At 61.7% G+C, this 18,625-nt stretch carries 10 protein-coding genes; 9 read left to right on the top strand and 1 reads right to left on the bottom strand.

Features of this window, described 5'->3' with window-relative positions:
- Positions 1–338 precede the first annotated feature (338 nt).
- From rpoB to RMET_RS16700, 5 genes are all read left to right on the top strand, one after another.
- Complete coding sequence (gene rpoB / locus RMET_RS16720; RefSeq protein ID WP_008649192.1) at positions 339–4,445, top strand: DNA-directed RNA polymerase subunit beta; 4,107 nt, start codon at positions 339–341, stop codon at positions 4,443–4,445.
- A 115-nt stretch (positions 4,446–4,560) separates the two neighbouring features.
- Positions 4,561–8,802, top strand: a complete 4,242-nt coding sequence (gene rpoC, locus RMET_RS16715; RefSeq protein WP_011517781.1) for a DNA-directed RNA polymerase subunit beta' — start codon at positions 4,561–4,563, stop codon at positions 8,800–8,802.
- 249 nt (positions 8,803–9,051) lie between these two features.
- Positions 9,052–9,336, top strand: a complete 285-nt coding sequence (locus RMET_RS16710; RefSeq protein ID WP_029308638.1) for a hypothetical protein — start codon at positions 9,052–9,054, stop codon at positions 9,334–9,336.
- A gap of 144 nt (positions 9,337–9,480) precedes the next feature.
- The gene (locus RMET_RS16705; RefSeq protein ID WP_011517779.1) at positions 9,481–11,040 is read left to right on the top strand and encodes a nitrite reductase; all 1,560 of its coding nucleotides are present in this window, start codon (positions 9,481–9,483) and stop codon (positions 11,038–11,040) included.
- A 15-nt stretch (positions 11,041–11,055) separates the two neighbouring features.
- Entirely contained in the window at positions 11,056–11,385 is a 330-nt protein-coding gene (locus RMET_RS16700) for a c-type cytochrome (protein WP_008649187.1), read from the top strand.
- Here the strand turns inward: RMET_RS16700 and pdxR are convergent.
- Positions 11,360–12,907 (bottom strand): MocR-like pyridoxine biosynthesis transcription factor PdxR, encoded by a 1,548-nt coding sequence (gene pdxR / locus RMET_RS16695; RefSeq protein ID WP_011517778.1) that lies wholly within the window; start codon positions 12,905–12,907, stop codon positions 11,360–11,362. The genes RMET_RS16700 and pdxR overlap by 26 nt on opposite strands.
- A gap of 239 nt (positions 12,908–13,146) precedes the next feature.
- Between pdxR and recQ the strand changes: the two genes are divergently transcribed.
- The 4 genes from recQ (at position 13,147) to fusA (ending at position 18,583) form a co-directional block, all read left to right on the top strand.
- Positions 13,147–14,994, top strand: coding sequence for a DNA helicase RecQ (recQ, locus tag RMET_RS16690; protein ID WP_029308637.1), 1,848 nt, complete (start codon positions 13,147–13,149; stop codon positions 14,992–14,994).
- A 303-nt stretch (positions 14,995–15,297) separates the two neighbouring features.
- On the top strand, positions 15,298–15,675 hold the full coding sequence (gene rpsL, locus RMET_RS16685; protein WP_008649178.1) for a 30S ribosomal protein S12: 378 nt from the start codon (positions 15,298–15,300) through the stop codon (positions 15,673–15,675).
- Positions 15,676–15,882: 207 nt separating this feature from the next.
- On the top strand, positions 15,883–16,353 hold the full coding sequence (rpsG, locus tag RMET_RS16680; RefSeq protein ID WP_011517776.1) for a 30S ribosomal protein S7: 471 nt from the start codon (positions 15,883–15,885) through the stop codon (positions 16,351–16,353).
- Positions 16,354–16,471: 118 nt separating this feature from the next.
- The gene (gene fusA, locus RMET_RS16675; RefSeq protein ID WP_011517775.1) at positions 16,472–18,583 is read left to right on the top strand and encodes an elongation factor G; all 2,112 of its coding nucleotides are present in this window, start codon (positions 16,472–16,474) and stop codon (positions 18,581–18,583) included.
- Positions 18,584–18,625: the final 42 nt, after the last annotated feature.

The following is an 18,625-nucleotide window of genomic DNA, read 5'->3' as shown; positions in this document are numbered from 1 at the left end:
CACCCGGGCGGCGCAAAGACGCGCGAAATACGCGGAAATGTGCGGCAAGATATGCTTGGCACGCGACAATCGTTCGCTGCCTCAGCAGAAGCCAAACATCAGTGGCACACTAGGTGGTTGCTGATGTTTGTCTTCTGAACCGACTGCAGAAGACAAGTTTGGTCGGGTGTCCCCCGGGCGAGTACAGGCATTGCGCCGTGCAATGACCACACCGCCCGCAGCGTGCGGGCACCGTCAGCCAGAGGTTGGTAGCGGCCAACCGCCAAATCCCCTCCCAGTCGCTGAACACCTCAGGTGTTGGCCAGGTCCAGCCAGCCCTGCGATGATTCGGAGATCCCATGGCGTACAGCTTCACCGAAAAGAAGCGCATTCGCAAATCCTTTGCGAAGCGTGCGACGGTTCATCAGGTTCCATTCCTGCTTGCCACACAGATTGAATCCTACACCCAGTTTTTGCAAGCGGAAACGCCGCCCGCGCGTCGCAAGAGCGAGGGTCTGCAGGCCGCTTTCAACGCGATTTTCCCCATCTCCTCCCATAACGGGCTTGCCCGTATGGAGTTTGTCTCGTATCACCTGTCCAACCCGCCGTTCGACGTCAAGGAATGCCAGCAGCGTGGCCTGACGTTCCACTCGGCGCTGCGCGCAAAGGTTCGCCTGATCATCAATGATCGCGAGAACCCGGGCAAGGTGAAGGAAGTGAAGGAACAGGAAGTCTACATGGGCGAAATTCCGCTCATGACTTCGACGGGCTCCTTCGTCATCAACGGCACCGAGCGTGTCATCGTCAGCCAGCTGCACCGCTCGCCGGGCGTGTTCTTCGAGCACGACAAGGGCAAGACGCACAGCTCGGGCAAGCTGTTGTTCTCGGCACGGATTATTCCGTACCGTGGCTCGTGGCTCGACTTTGAATTCGATCCGAAGGACATCCTGTACTTCCGCGTCGACCGCCGCCGCAAGATGCCGGTGACGATCCTGCTGAAGTCGATCGGCCTGACGCCGGAACAGATCCTGGCGCACTTCTTCGTGTTCGACAATTTCACGCTGCAGAGCGAAGGCGCGCAACTCGAGTTCGTGCCCGAGCGTCTGCGCGGCGAAGTCGCGCGCTTCGACATCGTAGACAAGAACGGTCGCGTGGTCGTCGAGAAGGACAAGCGGATCAACGCCAAGCACATCCGTGATCTGGACTCCGCCGGCACCAAGCTGATCAGCGTGCCGGAAGACTACCTGCTGGGTCGCGTCCTGGCCAAGAACATCATTGATCCGGACACCGGTGAAGTGATCGCCAACGCCAACGACGAACTGACTGAGACGCTGCTGGAAAACCTGCGAGAAGCCGGCGTCAAGGACATCCAGACGCTGTACACGAACGACCTGGACCAGGGTCCGTACATCTCGCAAACGCTGCGTGCGGACGACACCGCGGACCAGACGGCCGCGCGTATCGCCATCTACCGCATGATGCGCCCGGGCGAGCCGCCCACCGAAGACGCCGTGGAAGCGCTGTTCCAGCGCCTGTTCTACAGCGAGGAATCGTACGATCTGTCGCGCGTTGGCCGCATGAAGGTCAACAGCCGTCTGTCGCGCCCGAGCGGCGAAGGCAGCATGGTGCTGCAGGACGAGGACATCCTCGAGACGATCAAGATCCTGGTGAATCTGCGTAACGGCAAGGGTGAAGTCGATGATATCGACCACCTGGGCAACCGTCGTGTGCGTTGCGTCGGCGAACTGGCAGAGAACCAGTTCCGTGCCGGCCTGTCGCGCGTGGAGCGCGCCGTCAAGGAGCGTCTGGGCCAGGCCGAGACCGAGAACCTGATGCCGCACGACCTGATCAACTCGAAGCCGATCTCGTCGGCGATTCGCGAGTTCTTCGGTTCGTCGCAGCTGTCGCAGTTCATGGACCAGACCAACCCGCTGTCGGAAATCACCCACAAGCGCCGTGTTTCGGCTCTTGGCCCGGGCGGTCTGACGCGCGAGCGCGCCGGCTTTGAAGTCCGAGACGTGCACCCGACCCACTATGGTCGCGTGTGCCCGATCGAAACGCCGGAAGGCCCGAACATTGGTCTGATCAACTCGCTGGCACTGTACGCCCGCCTGAACGAGTACGGCTTCCTGGAAACGCCGTACCGCAAGGTGGAAAACAGCAAGCTGACCGACCAGGTGGATTACCTGTCGGCCATCGAGGAAGGCAAGTACGTGGTGGCGCAGGCCAACGCGACCGTTGACGCCGAAGGCAACCTCATCGACGAACTGGTGTCGGCGCGTGAAGGTTCCGAACGTGAAACGCGTATGGTCACGCCGGACCGCGTCCAGTACATCGACGTGGCGCCGTCGCAGATCGTGTCGGCCGCTGCATCGCTGGTGCCGTTCCTGGAACACGATGACGCGAACCGTGCACTGATGGGCGCGAACATGCAGCGTCAGGCCGTGCCTTGCCTGCGTCCGGACAAGCCGCTGGTTGGTACCGGCATCGAGCGTACCGTGGCCGTTGACTCGGGCACGGCCGTTCAGGCAACGCGTGGTGGCGTGGTGGATTACGTCGATGCAATGCGTGTGGTGATCCGCGTGAACGACGACGAAGCCGTAGCCGGTGAAGTCGGCGTGGACATCTACAACCTGATCAAGTACACGCGTTCGAACCAGAACACCAACATCAACCAGCGTCCGATGGTGAAGGTTGGCGATATCGTTGCCCGTGGCGACGTGATCGCCGACGGCGCATCGACCGACCTGGGCGAACTGGCGCTGGGCCAGAACATGCTGGTCGCGTTCATGCCGTGGAACGGCTACAACTTCGAGGATTCGATCCTGATCTCGGAGCGTGTGGTTGCCGAAGACCGCTATACCTCGATTCACATCGAGGAACTGTCGGTCGTCGCCCGCGACACGAAGCTCGGACCTGAAGAAATCACGCGCGACATCTCGAACCTGGCCGAAGCGCAACTGGCGCGTCTGGACGAGTCTGGCATCACGTACATCGGCGCGGAAGTCGAAGCCGGCGACGTGCTGGTGGGCAAGGTCACGCCGAAGGGCGAAACCCAGCTCACGCCGGAAGAGAAGCTGCTGCGCGCGATCTTCGGCGAGAAGGCTTCGGACGTGAAGGACACGTCGCTGCGCGTGCCGTCGGGCATGAGCGGTATCGTGATCGACGTGCAGGTCTTCACGCGTGAAGGCGTGACGCGCGACAAGCGCGCCCAGTCGATCATCGACGACGAACTGAAGCGCTACCGTCTGGACCTGAACGACCAGCTCCGTATCGTGGAAGGCGACGCGTTCCAGCGTCTGGAGCGCATGCTGCTCGACAAGACCGTCAACGGCGGTCCGAAGAAGCTGGCGAAGGGTGCCAAGCTGACCCGCGAGTACCTGGCCGACCTGGACAAGTACCACTGGTTCGACATCCGTCCGGCCGACGAGGAAGTGGCTGCCCAGCTCGAAGCGGTGAAGGAAGCCATCGAGCAAAAGCGTCACGAGTTCGACCTGGCCTTCGAAGAGAAGCGCAAGAAGCTGACGCAGGGCGACGAACTGCCGCCGGGCGTGATCAAGATGGTCAAGGTGTACCTGGCCGTCAAGCGTCGCCTGCAGCCTGGCGACAAGATGGCAGGCCGTCACGGTAACAAGGGTGTCGTGTCGAAGATCGTTCCGATCGAAGACATGCCGTACATGGCCGACGGTACGCCGGCGGACATCGTGCTGAACCCGCTGGGCGTGCCTTCGCGGATGAACGTGGGTCAGATTCTGGAAACCCACCTGGGCTGGGCCGCTCGCGGTCTGGGCCAGCGTATCGGCGACATGCTCAAGGCTTCGGCCAAGGCGCAGGAACTCCGTCCGCTGCTCGCGCAGATCTACAACGAGAGTGGCAAGGCCGAAGACCTGGATAGCCTGAGCGACGCTGAAGTGCTGGAACTGGCGGGCAACCTGAAGAAGGGTGTTCCGTTCGCCACGCCGGTGTTCGATGGCGCGCACGAAGCGGAAATCCGCCGGATGCTCGACCTGGCCTACCCGGACGATATCGCGAAGGAACGCGGCCTGACGGCATCGAAGCAGCAGGTCACGCTGCACGATGGCCGTACCGGCGAAGCGTTCGAGCGTCCGGTCACGCTGGGTGTGATGCACATGCTGAAGCTGCACCACTTGGTCGACGACAAGATGCACGCCCGTTCCACCGGCCCGTACTCGCTGGTGACGCAGCAGCCGCTGGGCGGTAAGGCCCAGTTCGGTGGCCAGCGTTTCGGTGAGATGGAAGTGTGGGCACTGGAAGCCTACGGCGCATCGTACGTGCTGCAGGAAATGCTGACGGTTAAGTCTGATGACGTGAACGGCCGTACGAAGGTGTACGAGAACATCGTCAAGGGCGAGCACTCGATCGACGCCGGCATGCCGGAATCGTTCAACGTGCTGGTGAAGGAAATCCGCTCGCTGGGTATCGACATCGACCTGGATCGCTACTGATCCGGAGGACGAGGGTGCCGGCCGAGGCCGGTGCCCACCAGTGAGTGGTTTCCCACAGAATTGAATGCTGCTGCTCCGGACGAATTCCGGACCGGCGGCGAAACAAGGAGTTGCAATGAAAGCATTGCTCGATCTCTTTAAGCAGGTTCAGCAGGAAGAGCAGTTCGACGCGATCAAGATCGGCTTGGCCTCGCCCGAGAAGATCCGTTCGTGGTCGTACGGTGAAGTGAAGAAGCCGGAGACGATCAACTACCGTACGTTCAAGCCGGAACGCGACGGCCTGTTCTGCGCCAAGATCTTTGGCCCGATCAAGGACTACGAGTGCCTGTGCGGCAAGTACAAGCGCCTGAAGCACCGTGGCGTGATCTGCGAGAAGTGCGGCGTGGAAGTGACGCTGGCCAAGGTGCGCCGCGAGCGCATGGGCCACATCGAACTGGCTGCTCCGACCGCTCACATCTGGTTCCTGAAGTCGCTGCCGTCGCGTCTGGGCATGGTGCTCGACATGACGCTGCGCGACATCGAACGCGTGCTGTACTTCGAAGCGTTCGTGGTGCTGGAACCCGGCATGACTCCGCTCAAGAAGAGCCAGATCATGTCGGAAGACGATTACATCGCGAAGTGCGATGAATACGGTGAAGGCGAATTCGTGGCGATGATGGGTGCCGAGGGCATCCGTGAACTGCTGCGCGGCATCGACATCGAGAAGCAGATCGAACAGATCCGCGCCGAGCTGCAGGCCACCGGTTCCGAAGCCAAGATCAAGAAGTTCGCCAAGCGCCTGAAGGTGCTCGAGGCGTTCCAGCGCTCGGGCATCAAGCCCGAGTGGATGATCCTGGAAGTGCTGCCGGTGCTGCCGCCCGAACTGCGTCCGCTGGTTCCGCTCGATGGCGGCCGTTTCGCCACGTCGGACCTGAACGACCTGTATCGTCGCGTCATCAACCGTAACAACCGTCTGAAGCGCCTGCTGGAGCTGAAGGCTCCTGAAATCATCGTGCGCAACGAAAAGCGCATGCTGCAGGAAGCCGTCGACTCGCTGCTGGACAACGGCCGCCGCGGTAAGGCGATGACCGGTGCCAACAAGCGTCCGCTGAAGTCGCTGGCCGAAATGATCAAGGGTAAGGGCGGTCGTTTCCGTCAGAACCTGCTGGGCAAGCGCGTGGACTACTCGGGCCGTTCGGTCATCGTGGTGGGCCCGACGCTGAAGCTGCATCAGTGCGGTCTGCCCAAGCTGATGGCGCTCGAGCTGTTCAAGCCGTTCATCTTCCACAAGCTGGAAACGATGGGCATCGCCACGACGATCAAGGCTGCCAAGAAGGAAGTGGAAAGCCAGACGCCGGTGGTGTGGGACATCCTGGAAGAGGTGATCCGCGAGCATCCGGTGATGCTGAACCGCGCGCCGACGCTGCACCGTCTGGGCATCCAGGCGTTCGAGCCGGTGCTGATCGAAGGCAAGGCAATCCAGCTCCACCCGCTGGTCTGCGCCGCGTTCAACGCCGACTTCGACGGTGACCAGATGGCCGTTCACGTGCCGCTGTCGCTGGAAGCCCAGATGGAAGCCCGCACGCTGATGCTGGCGTCGAACAACGTGCTGTTCCCGGCCAACGGCGATCCGTCGATCGTGCCGTCGCAAGACGTGGTGCTGGGTCTGTACTACACGACCCGCGACAAGATCAACGGCAAGGGTGAAGGCATGACCTTCGCTGATATCAGCGAAGTCATCCGCGCCTATGAGAACAAGGAAGTCGAGCTCGCATCGCGCGTGAACGTCCGTATCACCGAGTACGAAGTGGTGAACAAGGACGCCGACGGCGACGCACGTTTCGCACCCAAGATCACGCTGCAGGCCACCACGGTCGGCCGCTCGATCCTGTCCGAGATCCTGCCGAAGGGCCTGCCGTTCTCGGTGCTGAACAAGCCGCTGAAGAAGAAGGAAATCTCGCGCCTGATCAACACCGCGTTCCGTAAGTGCGGTCTGCGCGAAACGGTGATCTTCGCTGACAAGCTGCTGCAGTCGGGCTTCCGCCTGGCTACGCGCGCCGGTATCTCGATCGCGATCGACGACATGCTGGTGCCGCCGCAGAAGGAGAAGATCATCTCCGACGCAGCCGCCAAGGTGAAGGAATACGACAAGCAGTACATGTCGGGTCTGGTGACGGACCAGGAGCGTTACAACAACGTCGTGGACATCTGGGGTGCTGCTGGTGACCAGGTGGGCAAGGCGATGATGGAGCAGCTCCAGCACGAAGACGTGGTCGACCGCACCGGCGCGACGGTCAAGCAGGAATCGTTCAACTCGATCTACATGATGGCGGACTCGGGTGCTCGCGGTAGCGCGGCCCAGATTCGTCAGCTGGCCGGTATGCGTGGCCTGATGGCCAAGCCGGACGGCTCGATCATTGAAACGCCGATTACGGCGAACTTCCGTGAAGGCCTGAACGTTCTGCAGTACTTCATCTCGACCCACGGTGCACGTAAGGGTCTGGCGGATACGGCACTGAAGACCGCGAACTCGGGTTACCTGACCCGTCGTCTGGTCGACGTGACGCAGGATCTGGTGGTGGTGGAAGACGATTGCGGTACCTCCAACGGCGTGGCCATGAAGGCCCTGGTCGAAGGCGGTGAAGTGATCGAAGCCCTGCGCGACCGTATTTTGGGCCGTGTGACCGTGGCTGACGTGGTGAATCCTGAAACCCAGGAAACCGCGATCGAGACCGGCACGCTGCTGGACGAAGACCTGGTCGAGCTGATCGACGCCATCGGCGTGGACGAAGTGAAGGTGCGTACTCCGCTGTCGTGCGATACGCGCTACGGCCTGTGCGGCAAGTGCTATGGCCGTGACCTCGGCCGCGGTGTGCTGGTGAACTCCGGCGAAGCGGTGGGTGTGATCGCTGCACAGTCGATCGGTGAGCCGGGTACCCAGCTGACCATGCGTACGTTCCACATCGGTGGTGCGGCATCGCGTGCGGCAGTGGCATCGAGCGTGGAAGCGAAGGCAACCGGTACCGTGCGTTTCACGGCGACCATGCGTTACGTTACCAACACGAAGGGCGAGCTGATCGTCATTTCGCGTTCGGGCGAAGCGCTGATCACCGACGACCACGGCCGCGAGCGCGAGCGCCACAAGATCCCTTACGGCGCTACGCTGCTCGTGCAAGACGGCCAGGCCATCAAGGCTGGTACGCAGCTGGCCACGTGGGACGCCCTGACGCGCCCGATCGTGTCGGAGTACACCGGCACGACCAAGTTCGAGAACGTCGAAGAGGGTGTGACTGTCGCCAAGCAGATGGACGAAGTCACCGGCCTGTCGACCCTCGTGGTGATCGACGCCAAGCGCCGCACGGCTGCCACCAAGGGTCTGCGCCCGCAGGTGAAGCTGCTCGACGCGAACAACCAGGAAGTGAAGATCCCGGGCACGGACCACTCCGTGACCATCGGCTTCCAGGTGGGCGCACTGATTACCGTGAAGGACGGCCAGCAGGTGCACGTGGGTGAAGTGCTCGCACGTATCCCGACCGAGTCGCAGAAGACCCGTGACATTACCGGTGGTCTGCCGCGAGTGGCTGAGCTGTTCGAAGCACGTTCGCCGAAGGACGCCGCCGTGCTGGCGGAAGTCACCGGTACCGTGTCGTTCGGCAAAGACACCAAGGGCAAGCAGCGCCTGGTGATTACGGACCTGGACGGCAACGCCCACGAGTTCCTGATCGCCAAGGAAAAGCAGGTGCTGGTGCACGACGGCCAGGTGGTGAACAAGGGCGAGATGATCGTGGAAGGTCCGGCGGATCCGCACGATATCCTGCGCCTGAAGGGCATCGAAGAGCTGGCGCACTACATCGTGGACGAAGTGCAGGACGTGTACCGTCTGCAGGGCGTGAAGATCAACGACAAGCACATCGAAGTGATTGTTCGTCAGATGCTGCGCCGCGTGCAGATCGCCGATGTGGGCGACACCAAGTTCATCCCGGGTGAACAGGTGGAGCGTTCGGAACTGCTCGACGAGAACGATCGTGTGATCGCCGACGGCAAGCGTCCGGCTACGCACGAGAACCTGCTGCTGGGTATTACGAAGGCGTCGCTGTCGACCGACAGCTTCATCTCGGCTGCATCGTTCCAGGAAACGACGCGCGTGCTGACCGAGGCCGCGATCATGGGCAAGACCGACGACCTGCGTGGTCTGAAGGAAAACGTGATCGTGGGTCGTCTGATCCCGGCCGGTACCGGCCTGGCCTACCACCGTGCCCGCAAGGCACGCGAGGCTGCCGAGCGCGAACGCGCCCAGGCGATCAGCGACGAAGAGCAATCGCTCTTCATCGAGCCGCCGGTGGTGCAAGCGACCGAAGGCGAGGGCGACGCAGTCTGATCGGCATCACGCCAAGCAGTACAGCGGTATAGAAAACCCGGCTCATCCGAGCCGGGTTTTTTTTGCTTCCGCGTTTCCGTGCGGGCCGGAAATTTGCGTGACGTCAGGAAATCGATCGACGATGGGCGCTATGGTTGGCCGGAACGATTCTCAGCACGTCAACCAAAACCCATGCAGCCTCCATTTCCCGTTTCTCGTATTTCGCCAAGCCATCGAATTGTCCGTGGACTTGCAATTGCCGGGAGCTTGATGCTGGCTTCGACGCGGGCGGCAGCCGACGAGGCCTTATGGCTCGATCTGTCGGCCAGCCAGCCGGGCGCCACGGTGGAGGAACATCGCCGTCAGCGGTTCGAGGAACACTATGATTGCCTCTCGGGCCGCGGCAATGCACGCCTGTGCGAACGGCTCGAGGATCAGGCGCGCCAAGGCCAGATGGATGTGCTGCGTCAGAGTGCATCGCCGGCCCCGCTAACTCCGCCGGTTGACCCGGACGAATTCCGGCGGCAAGACATACCGTTGCCGGGGAGACGCTAACTGCAGCCGTACCCACGGCAGTCGTTCCCTAACCTGCCAACCGTACCCATCACCTTTCAGTTTCCATCCCCTGCGCGCCGTCACTCGACGGAACAGACTTCAATTGTTGCTGCGCGATTGCGTGGGGTACTTGGAGTCTGGTCCATGTTCGGAAGAACGATGTTGTTTGTCACGTTGACCGGTGTGTCGTCGGCCATCTCGGCCATGACCGCCGAGGAGATAAAGCGCGCCGACGCGCTCTATCAGGCCAATTGTGCAGTGTGTCACTCGGCAAGCCGGGGCGGGTATGTGGGGCCCGCCTTGCACAAGGACCGCCTTGTGCAGAGCGAGGCTGCGTTGCGTGGCACGATCATGACCGGTATCCCCGATACGCTGATGCCACCATTCCACTCGCGCCTGCCCGATGCAGATATTCATTTGCTGGCGGAGTACATCCATTCGCAGCCGGTCAGCAAGCCGGAATGGTCGATGAAGCAGGCCCAGGACAGCCTGGAAGTGCTGATCGACGAGAAGACGCTCCCGTCGAAGCCGACTTACAAGATCGACTCGGTCTACGACCTGATGGTGGTCATGGCCCGTGGACGCTATGGCCGGGGAATGGGTTCCGATAACGCCAAGACGGTCTTCCTCGACGGCAAAACCAATCAGGTGGTTGGCGAGATTGCCACACCGATTGCGCCGCACATCATGGATTTCAGCCCGGTCAATGAGCGATGGGCGTGGCTCAAGAGCGACGATGGCTACGTCTACAAGATCGACCTTTACTCGCTCAAGGTTGTACGCAAGATCAAGACGGGTTTGACGGGGCCGGGCATCGCCGTGTCGAACGACGGCAAATGGCTTGCCGCCAGTTCATTCGTGCCAAACCTCGTCATGATCCTGAAGGCGGATACGCTCGAACCCGTGAAGCACCTTCGGCTGGAAGGCACGGACCCGGACGGCAAGTTCATTCAGTCGGCAGGCGGGCCGGTAATCGGCAGCCGGATTAACAACAAGTTCGCGCTGACTCTGCGCCAGGCGGGGCAGATCTGGATCGTGGACCCGGATCGAGAGGGGATGCCCGTCACCAAGCTCGAGAAGGTCGGACGCAAGTTGCACGATACGTTCCTGACGCCAGATGGGCGATATTCGATGGTGGCCTCGTATGACGACAACAAGATCGTCGCCATCGATCTCAAGGAAGACAAGGTGGTTCGCGATATTCCAGCGGGCTGCCAGCCGCACGTCGGATCTGGCGCGGTGACGCCGATCGGCGGCCGAATGCTGGCTTTTGGTACCAACATCGGCAAGTGCGACAAGGGCGATGTGGTGACAGTCTGGGACACCAAGGATTTCTCGGTTGTGAAGAACATCCGCGTGGCCGGCCCGACCGAATCGCCGGCAGCCCATCCTGATGCGCCGTATGTCGCGGTCGATATCGTCAGCAAGGACAAGAGGGCCTCACAGATCCAGCTTATTGACAAGCAGAAGCTTGAAGTCGTGCGCACGCTCGAAGCCGGTGGCCATGCGTTCTTCCCGGAGTACACGCGTGATGGCAAGTATCTGTACGTGAGCGCGGGCTACTACGGAGACCGGATTCGTATCTACGACAGCAAGACACTGGAGTTGGTCGCCGAACACAAGATGGAAAGCCCGGCAGGCATCTTCTCGCGTGCCCGGACGCAATGGATCACCGTGGGCCTGCCGCCCACTCGCAAGAACTGATGGAGGAGTGACGCGATGACCGATTTTCGTTTGAACCGTAGCGCCGTCACGCTTGCATTGGTGCTGTTCTCGGTAGGAGTGCACGCCGAGACACCGAAGCTTGACGAGAAGGTGAAGGCAATCCTGCCGCTGTGTGCCTCTTGCCATGGCATCGATGGCATCAGCAGCGTTGGGCTGTACCCGAACCTATCGGGGCAGAAGCCGGAATACCTGGCCAAGCAGTTGCACGATTTCAAGGCTGGGCGCCGCAACGATCCTGTGATGCGGCCAATGGCCGAACCGCTGGACGATGCTGCGATCGATGCATTGTCGCGCTACTTCAGCAAGGTGAAGCCACCGAAGTGATGGAGCGTGCGGTGGCGGGCTCCGCCACCGCACGCCTGAAGCGGGCAGTCAGCACGGATTTGAGCAGGCTCATGGCTTCGCCGATTTGCTTGGTCGTCAACGAGGCATAGCCAAACAGCACGACCCGATCGGTCTTCTCCGATGCATTCCCGCAGGCGGCTTCCGGCAGCGGGTAAAGGCGGATGCCGTTGGCCAGTGCGCACTGAACGATCTCGTCAGCGGGTGGGCTGTCGGTCGGGAGGTGCAAGGCCAGGTGCATTCCGGTACTTGCCCCGCTGATCTGGCAATCGTCACCCCAGATACTGCGCAGGCCGGCCAGCAAGGCGTCGCGCTGGGCGCGATATCTCCGGCGCAGTTTGTAGAGATGGCGGCTGTAGTCCCCATACTCAAACAGACGCGCAAGCACTGCCTGCTCCAGCCATGGGCACCCATGATTCAGCAGTGCTTTTCGGCGTGCCATTGCATCGGCGAGTCTTGGGGGGCAGACCATGAAACCAAGACGGAGCCCTGGACCCAGCACTTTCGAGAAGGTACTCACATAAACGACGCGTGTGGGATCGAGTGCGGCCAGTGGCGGGAGCAGCGCGCTGTCATAGGCGAAGTCTCCGTCATAGTCATCCTCGATCACGCAGGCACCGACGCGTGCTGCCCACGCCAGCAACTCGCGCCGCCTGTCGAGCGACATTGTGTAGCCGAGCGGGTACTGGTGCGATGGCGTGGTATAGGCCAGTTGCACCGGTGCTTCCGGCAGGGCATGGGTGCATAGCCCTTGCGCGTCGACGGGGACGGTGACATGAACGGCATTCCCCAGTCGCGGAAGGTTGCAGAACCCCGCATAGCCCGGGGATTCCATCACGACGCGGCTGCCGTGGCGGATGAAGTGCGTGGCAAGGAGGTGGAGTGCTTCCTGCACGCCGGCGACGACGATGATCTGGCCTGGATCTACGGCCAGCGCACGTGTCGCGGCCAAGTAATCCGCGATCTGCACCCGCAGCCCCCACAGGCCTTCAGCGGGCGTGTACTCCGTCATGGCATGCCCCATATGGCGCAGCAACGGGTTCGCCAGTTTCGCCCAACGACGCGCCGGGAAGGCATCCGGCGCGGGGCGCCCGATCTTGAAGTCGAAGCGTACTGGCGACGGCGGCGGCGAGGTGTGAACGCCGGGGGTGGCGATGTCCGCGCCGGATTCGGCGAACTGGTGCGCGGATGTGGCATTCCCCGATGTTTTCACGCCGGGTGACGGCAGCGAAGACATTCGCGGTGTATCGGTCGCGACGAAGAATCCCCGGCCCGGCTCTCCACGCAGCAGGCCAGTATCGGCCAGGCATTCATATGCGCCAACCACGGTATTGCGCGAGACGCGCAACATCGCCATCAGAGCGGTAATCGAAGGGAGTCGATCTCCAGGTTGCAGGCACCCGGAGACGATCAGCCATTCGATCTGTCGCATGATCTGCCGCTTGTACGGCTCGGTGCCGTCCCGGGTAATGGAGATCGGCAGGGCAAAGGAATGGGTTTGCATCTTCCGTGGGGTTCGCTGAACCGTTGCTCGCGTCACAGAATGCGCGGCTTCGAATCATCCTAGGCCTGACGGGCAGTGCGATGGTTGTGCTGAGGCAAGGTGAGCCGGGATGCGTCGGATTGGGGCAACGCGGTTGTCGGCCGTTGAAGTCTTCACGACATTGACACGGACACATACAGGTGAGCCGGGCCTTAGTGGTATGGTTACGCCTTTCCTGGCTTTCCGAATCCCGCTGTCCCATGTCGCGCGCCCTGGCGATCCTCAAAGAAGTCTTCGGCTACCACGCATTCCGCGGCCGGCAGGGCGAGATCATCGACCACGTGGCCGAAGGCGGTGATTGCCTGGTGCTGATGCCGACCGGTGGCGGCAAGTCGCTCTGCTACCAGATTCCCGCGCTGCTCCGGCAGCAGGCAGGCCACGGCGTGGGTATCGTCGTATCGCCACTGATCGCGCTGATGCAGGATCAGGTCGCCGCACTGACGGAGGCGGGGGTTCGCGCCGCGGTGCTCAACTCGACGCTGAGCAGCAGCGAGGCATCGGCAGTCGAGCGGGACCTGCTGGCGGGGCGGCTGGATATCCTCTATGTGGCGCCGGAGCGGCTGATGACGCCGCGGTTCCTCGATCTGCTCGAGCGGACACGCGTGGGTCTCTTTGCGATTGACGAAGCGCATTGCGTATCGCAATGGGGACATGACTTCCGGCCCGAGTACATCCAGCTGTCGGTCCTGCACGAGCGCTTTCCGCGTGTTCCGCGTATCGCCTTGACGGCCACGGCCGATGCACTGACGCGCCAGGAGATTGTCGAGCGTCTGGCGCTGGACGAGGCGAGCGTCTTCATCTCAAGCTTCGACCGCCCCAATATCCGCTATCGGATCATCGAAAAGGACAACGCCCGGCAGCAGTTGCTCGCGTTCATCAAGGCAGAGCACATGAACGCGACTGGCGGGCACGACAGCGGCATTGTCTACTGCCTGTCGCGCAAGAAGGTCGAGGATACCGCAGCGTGGCTGTCCAGCCACGGCATCAACGCGCTGGGCTATCACGCCGGCATGGACTCCCAGATTCGCCAGACGCACCAGGCCCGATTCCGCGAGGAAGAAGGGATCGTGATGGTAGCCACCATCGCTTTCGGCATGGGTATCGACAAGCCGGACGTACGCTTTGTGGCGCACCTGGACCTGCCCAAGAGCATGGAAGGGTACTACCAGGAAACCGGACGCGCGGGACGCGACGGCCTGCCCGCCAATGCATGGATGGCATACGGGCTGGGCGACGTGGTGCAGCAGAAACGCATGATCGACGAGTCGGAAGCGGACGAGGCGCACAAGCGCGTCTCGTCGTCCAAGCTCGATGCCTTGCTGGGTTTGTGTGAAACCGCTGGCTGCCGGCGTGTGCGCATCCTGGCGTATTTCGACGAGACGGCCGAGCCTTGTGGAAATTGCGATACCTGCCTGGAGCCACCTTCCACATGGGATGGGACACGCGAGGCCCAGATGGCGCTGTCGTGTGTCTACCGTATCGCGCAGGCGAGCCGCGTCTATTTTGGCGCCACACATCTGATCGACGTGCTGCGTGGCAATGCCAACGAGAAGATCCGGCAATGGGGGCATGACAAGGTGTCGACGTTCGGCATCGGCAAGGATCGCTCGGTATCCGAATGGCACGCGATCTTCCGTCAGTTGATCGCGCACGGGCTTCTGGTCATCGATCACGGTGGACACGGAGCGTTGCTGCTAGGCGATTCGGCGCGTGCCGTGCTCAAGGGTGAGGAATTGATCACCCTGCGCCGCCAGGTCAGCAAGCCGGGCAAGTCCGGCGACCGTGGCGCGCGCGGGGCGCGGATCGACCATACGGCGACGATGGATGCCGACATGCTGGCCAACTGGGAAGCGCTGCGCGGCTGGCGGACCACCACGGCGCGCGAGCATGGCGTGCCCGCCTATGTGATCTTCCATGACGCCACGCTGGCGGAACTGGCGCGCAGCGCACCCGAGTCGCTCGATGAGCTGGCGGAAGTGCCCGGAATCGGTGCGTCGAAACTCGAACGCTACGGCGAGGAAATCCTCGAAATCCTGCGCGCGGTCTGAGCGTGAGGGCGCCCGGGGGATCTTCGGGTATACCGCTTGACCATTGCAAGCCGGCCTGCTAGAGTGCCAGATTCGAGTTTTTGGCTTTGGATTTCGCTCGTCTGTCGGATATGTGGATTTCGGTTCGCAACCAGGCAAGGCGACAGCGGGATCCTGGCGAGCTCGCGCTCTTTGGCAAGTCTGTCACTTCACAGCCCTTCCTCCAGAGCGTTCGCTCACCTTTCCCGTCCGAAACCCGTAGTTGCCCCTCATGTCGTCCGCTGGCAGAGGGGTGTTTTTGTAAAAACCAAGCTGGATTGAACAATGCCAACTATCAACCAACTGGTTCGCAAGCCGCGTGTCTCTGAAGTCATCAAGAGCAAGAGCCCAGCGCTTGAGAACTGCCCGCAGCGTCGCGGCGTGTGCACCCGCGTGTACACCACGACGCCGAAGAAGCCGAACTCGGCACTGCGTAAGGTCGCCAAGGTGCGCCTGACCAACGGTTTCGAAGTCATTTCGTACATCGGCGGTGAAGGCCACAACCTGCAGGAACACTCGGTCGTGCTGATTCGCGGCGGCCGTGTGAAGGACTTGCCGGGTGTGCGTTACCACATCGTCCGTGGCTCGCTGGATCTGCAAGGCGTGAAGGACCGCCGGCAGGCCCGTTCGAAGTACGGTGCGAAGCGTCCGAAGGCTGCCTAAGCTTCTACGCAAGCAATACCCGACAGAGCTGTGGCGCGAGTCATGGAACTGTCACCAGGCGGCGGTACAACGGAGCGTTTTTGTGCGCCGTGCCGTCGAGTAAGTGGTCACCCGGCGAATTTGCCCATTAAGCGAAGGCAAGCTAGTTGGTGACCGGAGAGCGGGAACAAGCAAGACCGCTTCTCAACTGAATCTAAAGGAAAAAAGATGCCACGTCGTCGTGAAGTCCCCAAGCGGGACATTCTGCCTGATCCGAAGTTCGGTAACGTTGAAGTTGCCAAGTTCATGAACGTGCTGATGCTGGACGGCAAGAAGTCGGTTGCCGAACGTATCGTGTACGGCGCGTTCGACCAGATCGAAAAGAAGGCAGGCAAGGCCCCCATCGAAGTGTTCTCCGTTGCGATCAACAACGTGAAGCCGGTGGTGGAAGTAAAGAGCCGTCGCGTGGGCGGCGCCAACTATCAGGTTCCGGTCGAAGTCCGTCCGTCGCGTCGTTTGGCATTGGCGATGCGTTGGCTGCGCGAGGCCGCGAAAAAACGCAGCGAGAAGTCGATGGCGCTGCGCCTGGCAGGTGAACTGCTTGAAGCTGCAGAGGGCCGTGGTGGCGCGATGAAGAAGCGCGACGAAGTGCACCGCATGGCCGAAGCCAACAAGGCGTTCTCGCACTTCCGCTTCTAAAGCGCGCGAGAAACATTGTTGGTTGCCGGGCGGGCTGTGTTTTTACACATCTCGCCCGTTTGTGTTAAGGGCGCAGACCATGAGATTTCTGCGCCTCATGGACGAATAGAGGATTAAAGTGGCTCGTAAGACTCCTATTGAGCGCTACCGTAACATCGGTATTTCGGCTCACATTGACGCGGGTAAAACCACCACGACCGAGCGGATCCTGTTCTACACCGGTGTGAACCACAAGATCGGTGAAGTGCATGATGGCGCGGCCACCATGGACTGGATGGAGCAGGAGCAGGAGCGCGGCATCACCATCACGTCTGCTGCGACCACCGCCTTCTGGAAGGGCATGGGCGGCAACTACCCCGAGCACCGCTTCAACATCATCGACACCCCGGGCCACGTGGACTTCACCATCGAGGTGGAGCGCTCCATGCGCGTGCTGGATGGCGCCTGCATGGTCTACTGCGCAGTGGGTGGCGTGCAGCCCCAGTCGGAAACCGTCTGGCGTCAGGCCAACAAGTACGGCGTGCCGCGTCTGGCGTTCGTCAACAAGATGGACCGTACCGGCGCGAACTTCTTCAAGGTCTACGACCAGCTGAAGACCCGCCTGAAGGCCAACCCGGTGCCCGTCGTGGTGCCGATCGGCGCTGAAGACGGCTTCCAGGGCGTTGTCGACCTGCTGGAAATGAAGGCGATCGTCTGGGACGAAGCCAGCCAGGGCGTGAAGTTCGAGTACCAGGACATCCCGGCCGAACTGCAAGCTACCGCTGACGAATGGCGCGAGAAGATGGTTGAGTCCGCCGCCGAAGCCAGCGAAGAGCTGATGGAAAAGTACCTGGGCGGCGAAGAGCTGACCCGCGCCGAGATCGTGAAGGCGCTGCGTGACCGTACCATCGCCTGCGAAATCCAGCCGATGCTGTGCGGCACCGCGTTCAAGAACAAGGGCGTGCAGCGTATGCTCGACGCCGTGATCGACTTCCTGCCGTCGCCGGTTGATATTCCGCCGGTCAAGGGCGTGGACGAAAGCGACGACGAGAAGAAGCTCGAGCGCAAGGCTGACGACAACGAGAAGTTCTCGGCGCTGGCGTTCAAGATCATGACCGACCCGTTCGTTGGTCAGCTGATTTTCTTCCGCGTGTACTCGGGCAAGATCAATTCGGGCGACACCGTGTACAACCCGGTGAAGCAGAAGAAGGAGCGTCTGGGCCGTATTCTGCAGATGCACGCCAACCAGCGCGAAGAAATCAAGGAAGTGCTGGCCGGTGACATCGCCGCCGCGGTGGGCCTGAAGGACGCCACCACGGGTGACACGCTGTGCGACCCCGCTGCCCCGATCGTGCTCGAGCGCATGGTGTTCCCGGAGCCGGTGATCTCGCAGGCTGTCGAGCCGAAGACCAAGGCTGACCAGGAAAAGATGGGCATCGCCCTGAACCGCCTGGCCGCTGAAGATCCGTCGTTCCGCGTGCGTACCGATGAAGAATCGGGCCAGACCATCATTTCGGGCATGGGCGAGCTCCACCTCGAAATTCTGGTCGACCGCATGAAGCGCGAATTCGGCGTGGAAGCCAACATCGGCGCGCCGCAGGTTGCCTACCGCGAAACCATTCGCAAGAAGGCCGAGGACGTCGAAGGCAAGTTCGTCAAGCAGTCGGGCGGCCGCGGCCAGTACGGTCACGCCGTGATCACGCTGGAACCGCAAGAGCCGGGCAAGGGCTTCGAATTCATCGACGCCATCAAGGGCGGTGTGATTCCTCGCGAATACATCCCGGCGGTCGAGAAGGGTATCGTCGACACGCTGCCGGCCGGTATCCTGGCTGGCTTCCCGGTGGTGGACGTGAAGGTCACGCTGACGTTCGGTTCGTACCACGATGTGGACTCGAACGAAAACGCGTTCCGCATGGCCGGCTCGATGGCTTTCAAGGAAGCCATGCGCAAGGCCAGCCCGGTTCTGCTCGAGCCGATGATGGCCGTGGAAGTGGAAACGCCGGAAGACTACACGGGTACCGTGATGGGCGACTTGTCGTCCCGCCGCGGCATCGTGCAGGGCATGGACGACATGGTGGGCGGCGGCAAGATCATCAAGGCCGAAGTCCCGCTGTCGGAAATGTTCGGTTACTCGACCGCGCTGCGTTCGGCCACGCAAGGCCGCGCCACGTACACCATGGAATTCAAGCACTACGCTGAGGCACCGAAGAACATCGCCGAAGCTGTGATGACGGCCAAGGGCAAGCAATAAAACGCTGTACCGCCACGCATGATCTGCGTGGCGGTGTAAAGA

This window comes from Cupriavidus metallidurans CH34 (assembly GCF_000196015.1).
GTDB lineage: Bacteria > Pseudomonadota > Gammaproteobacteria > Burkholderiales > Burkholderiaceae > Cupriavidus > Cupriavidus metallidurans.
Note: the sequence above shows the minus strand (reverse complement) of the source record. Positions and strands in the feature narration are given on the sequence as shown.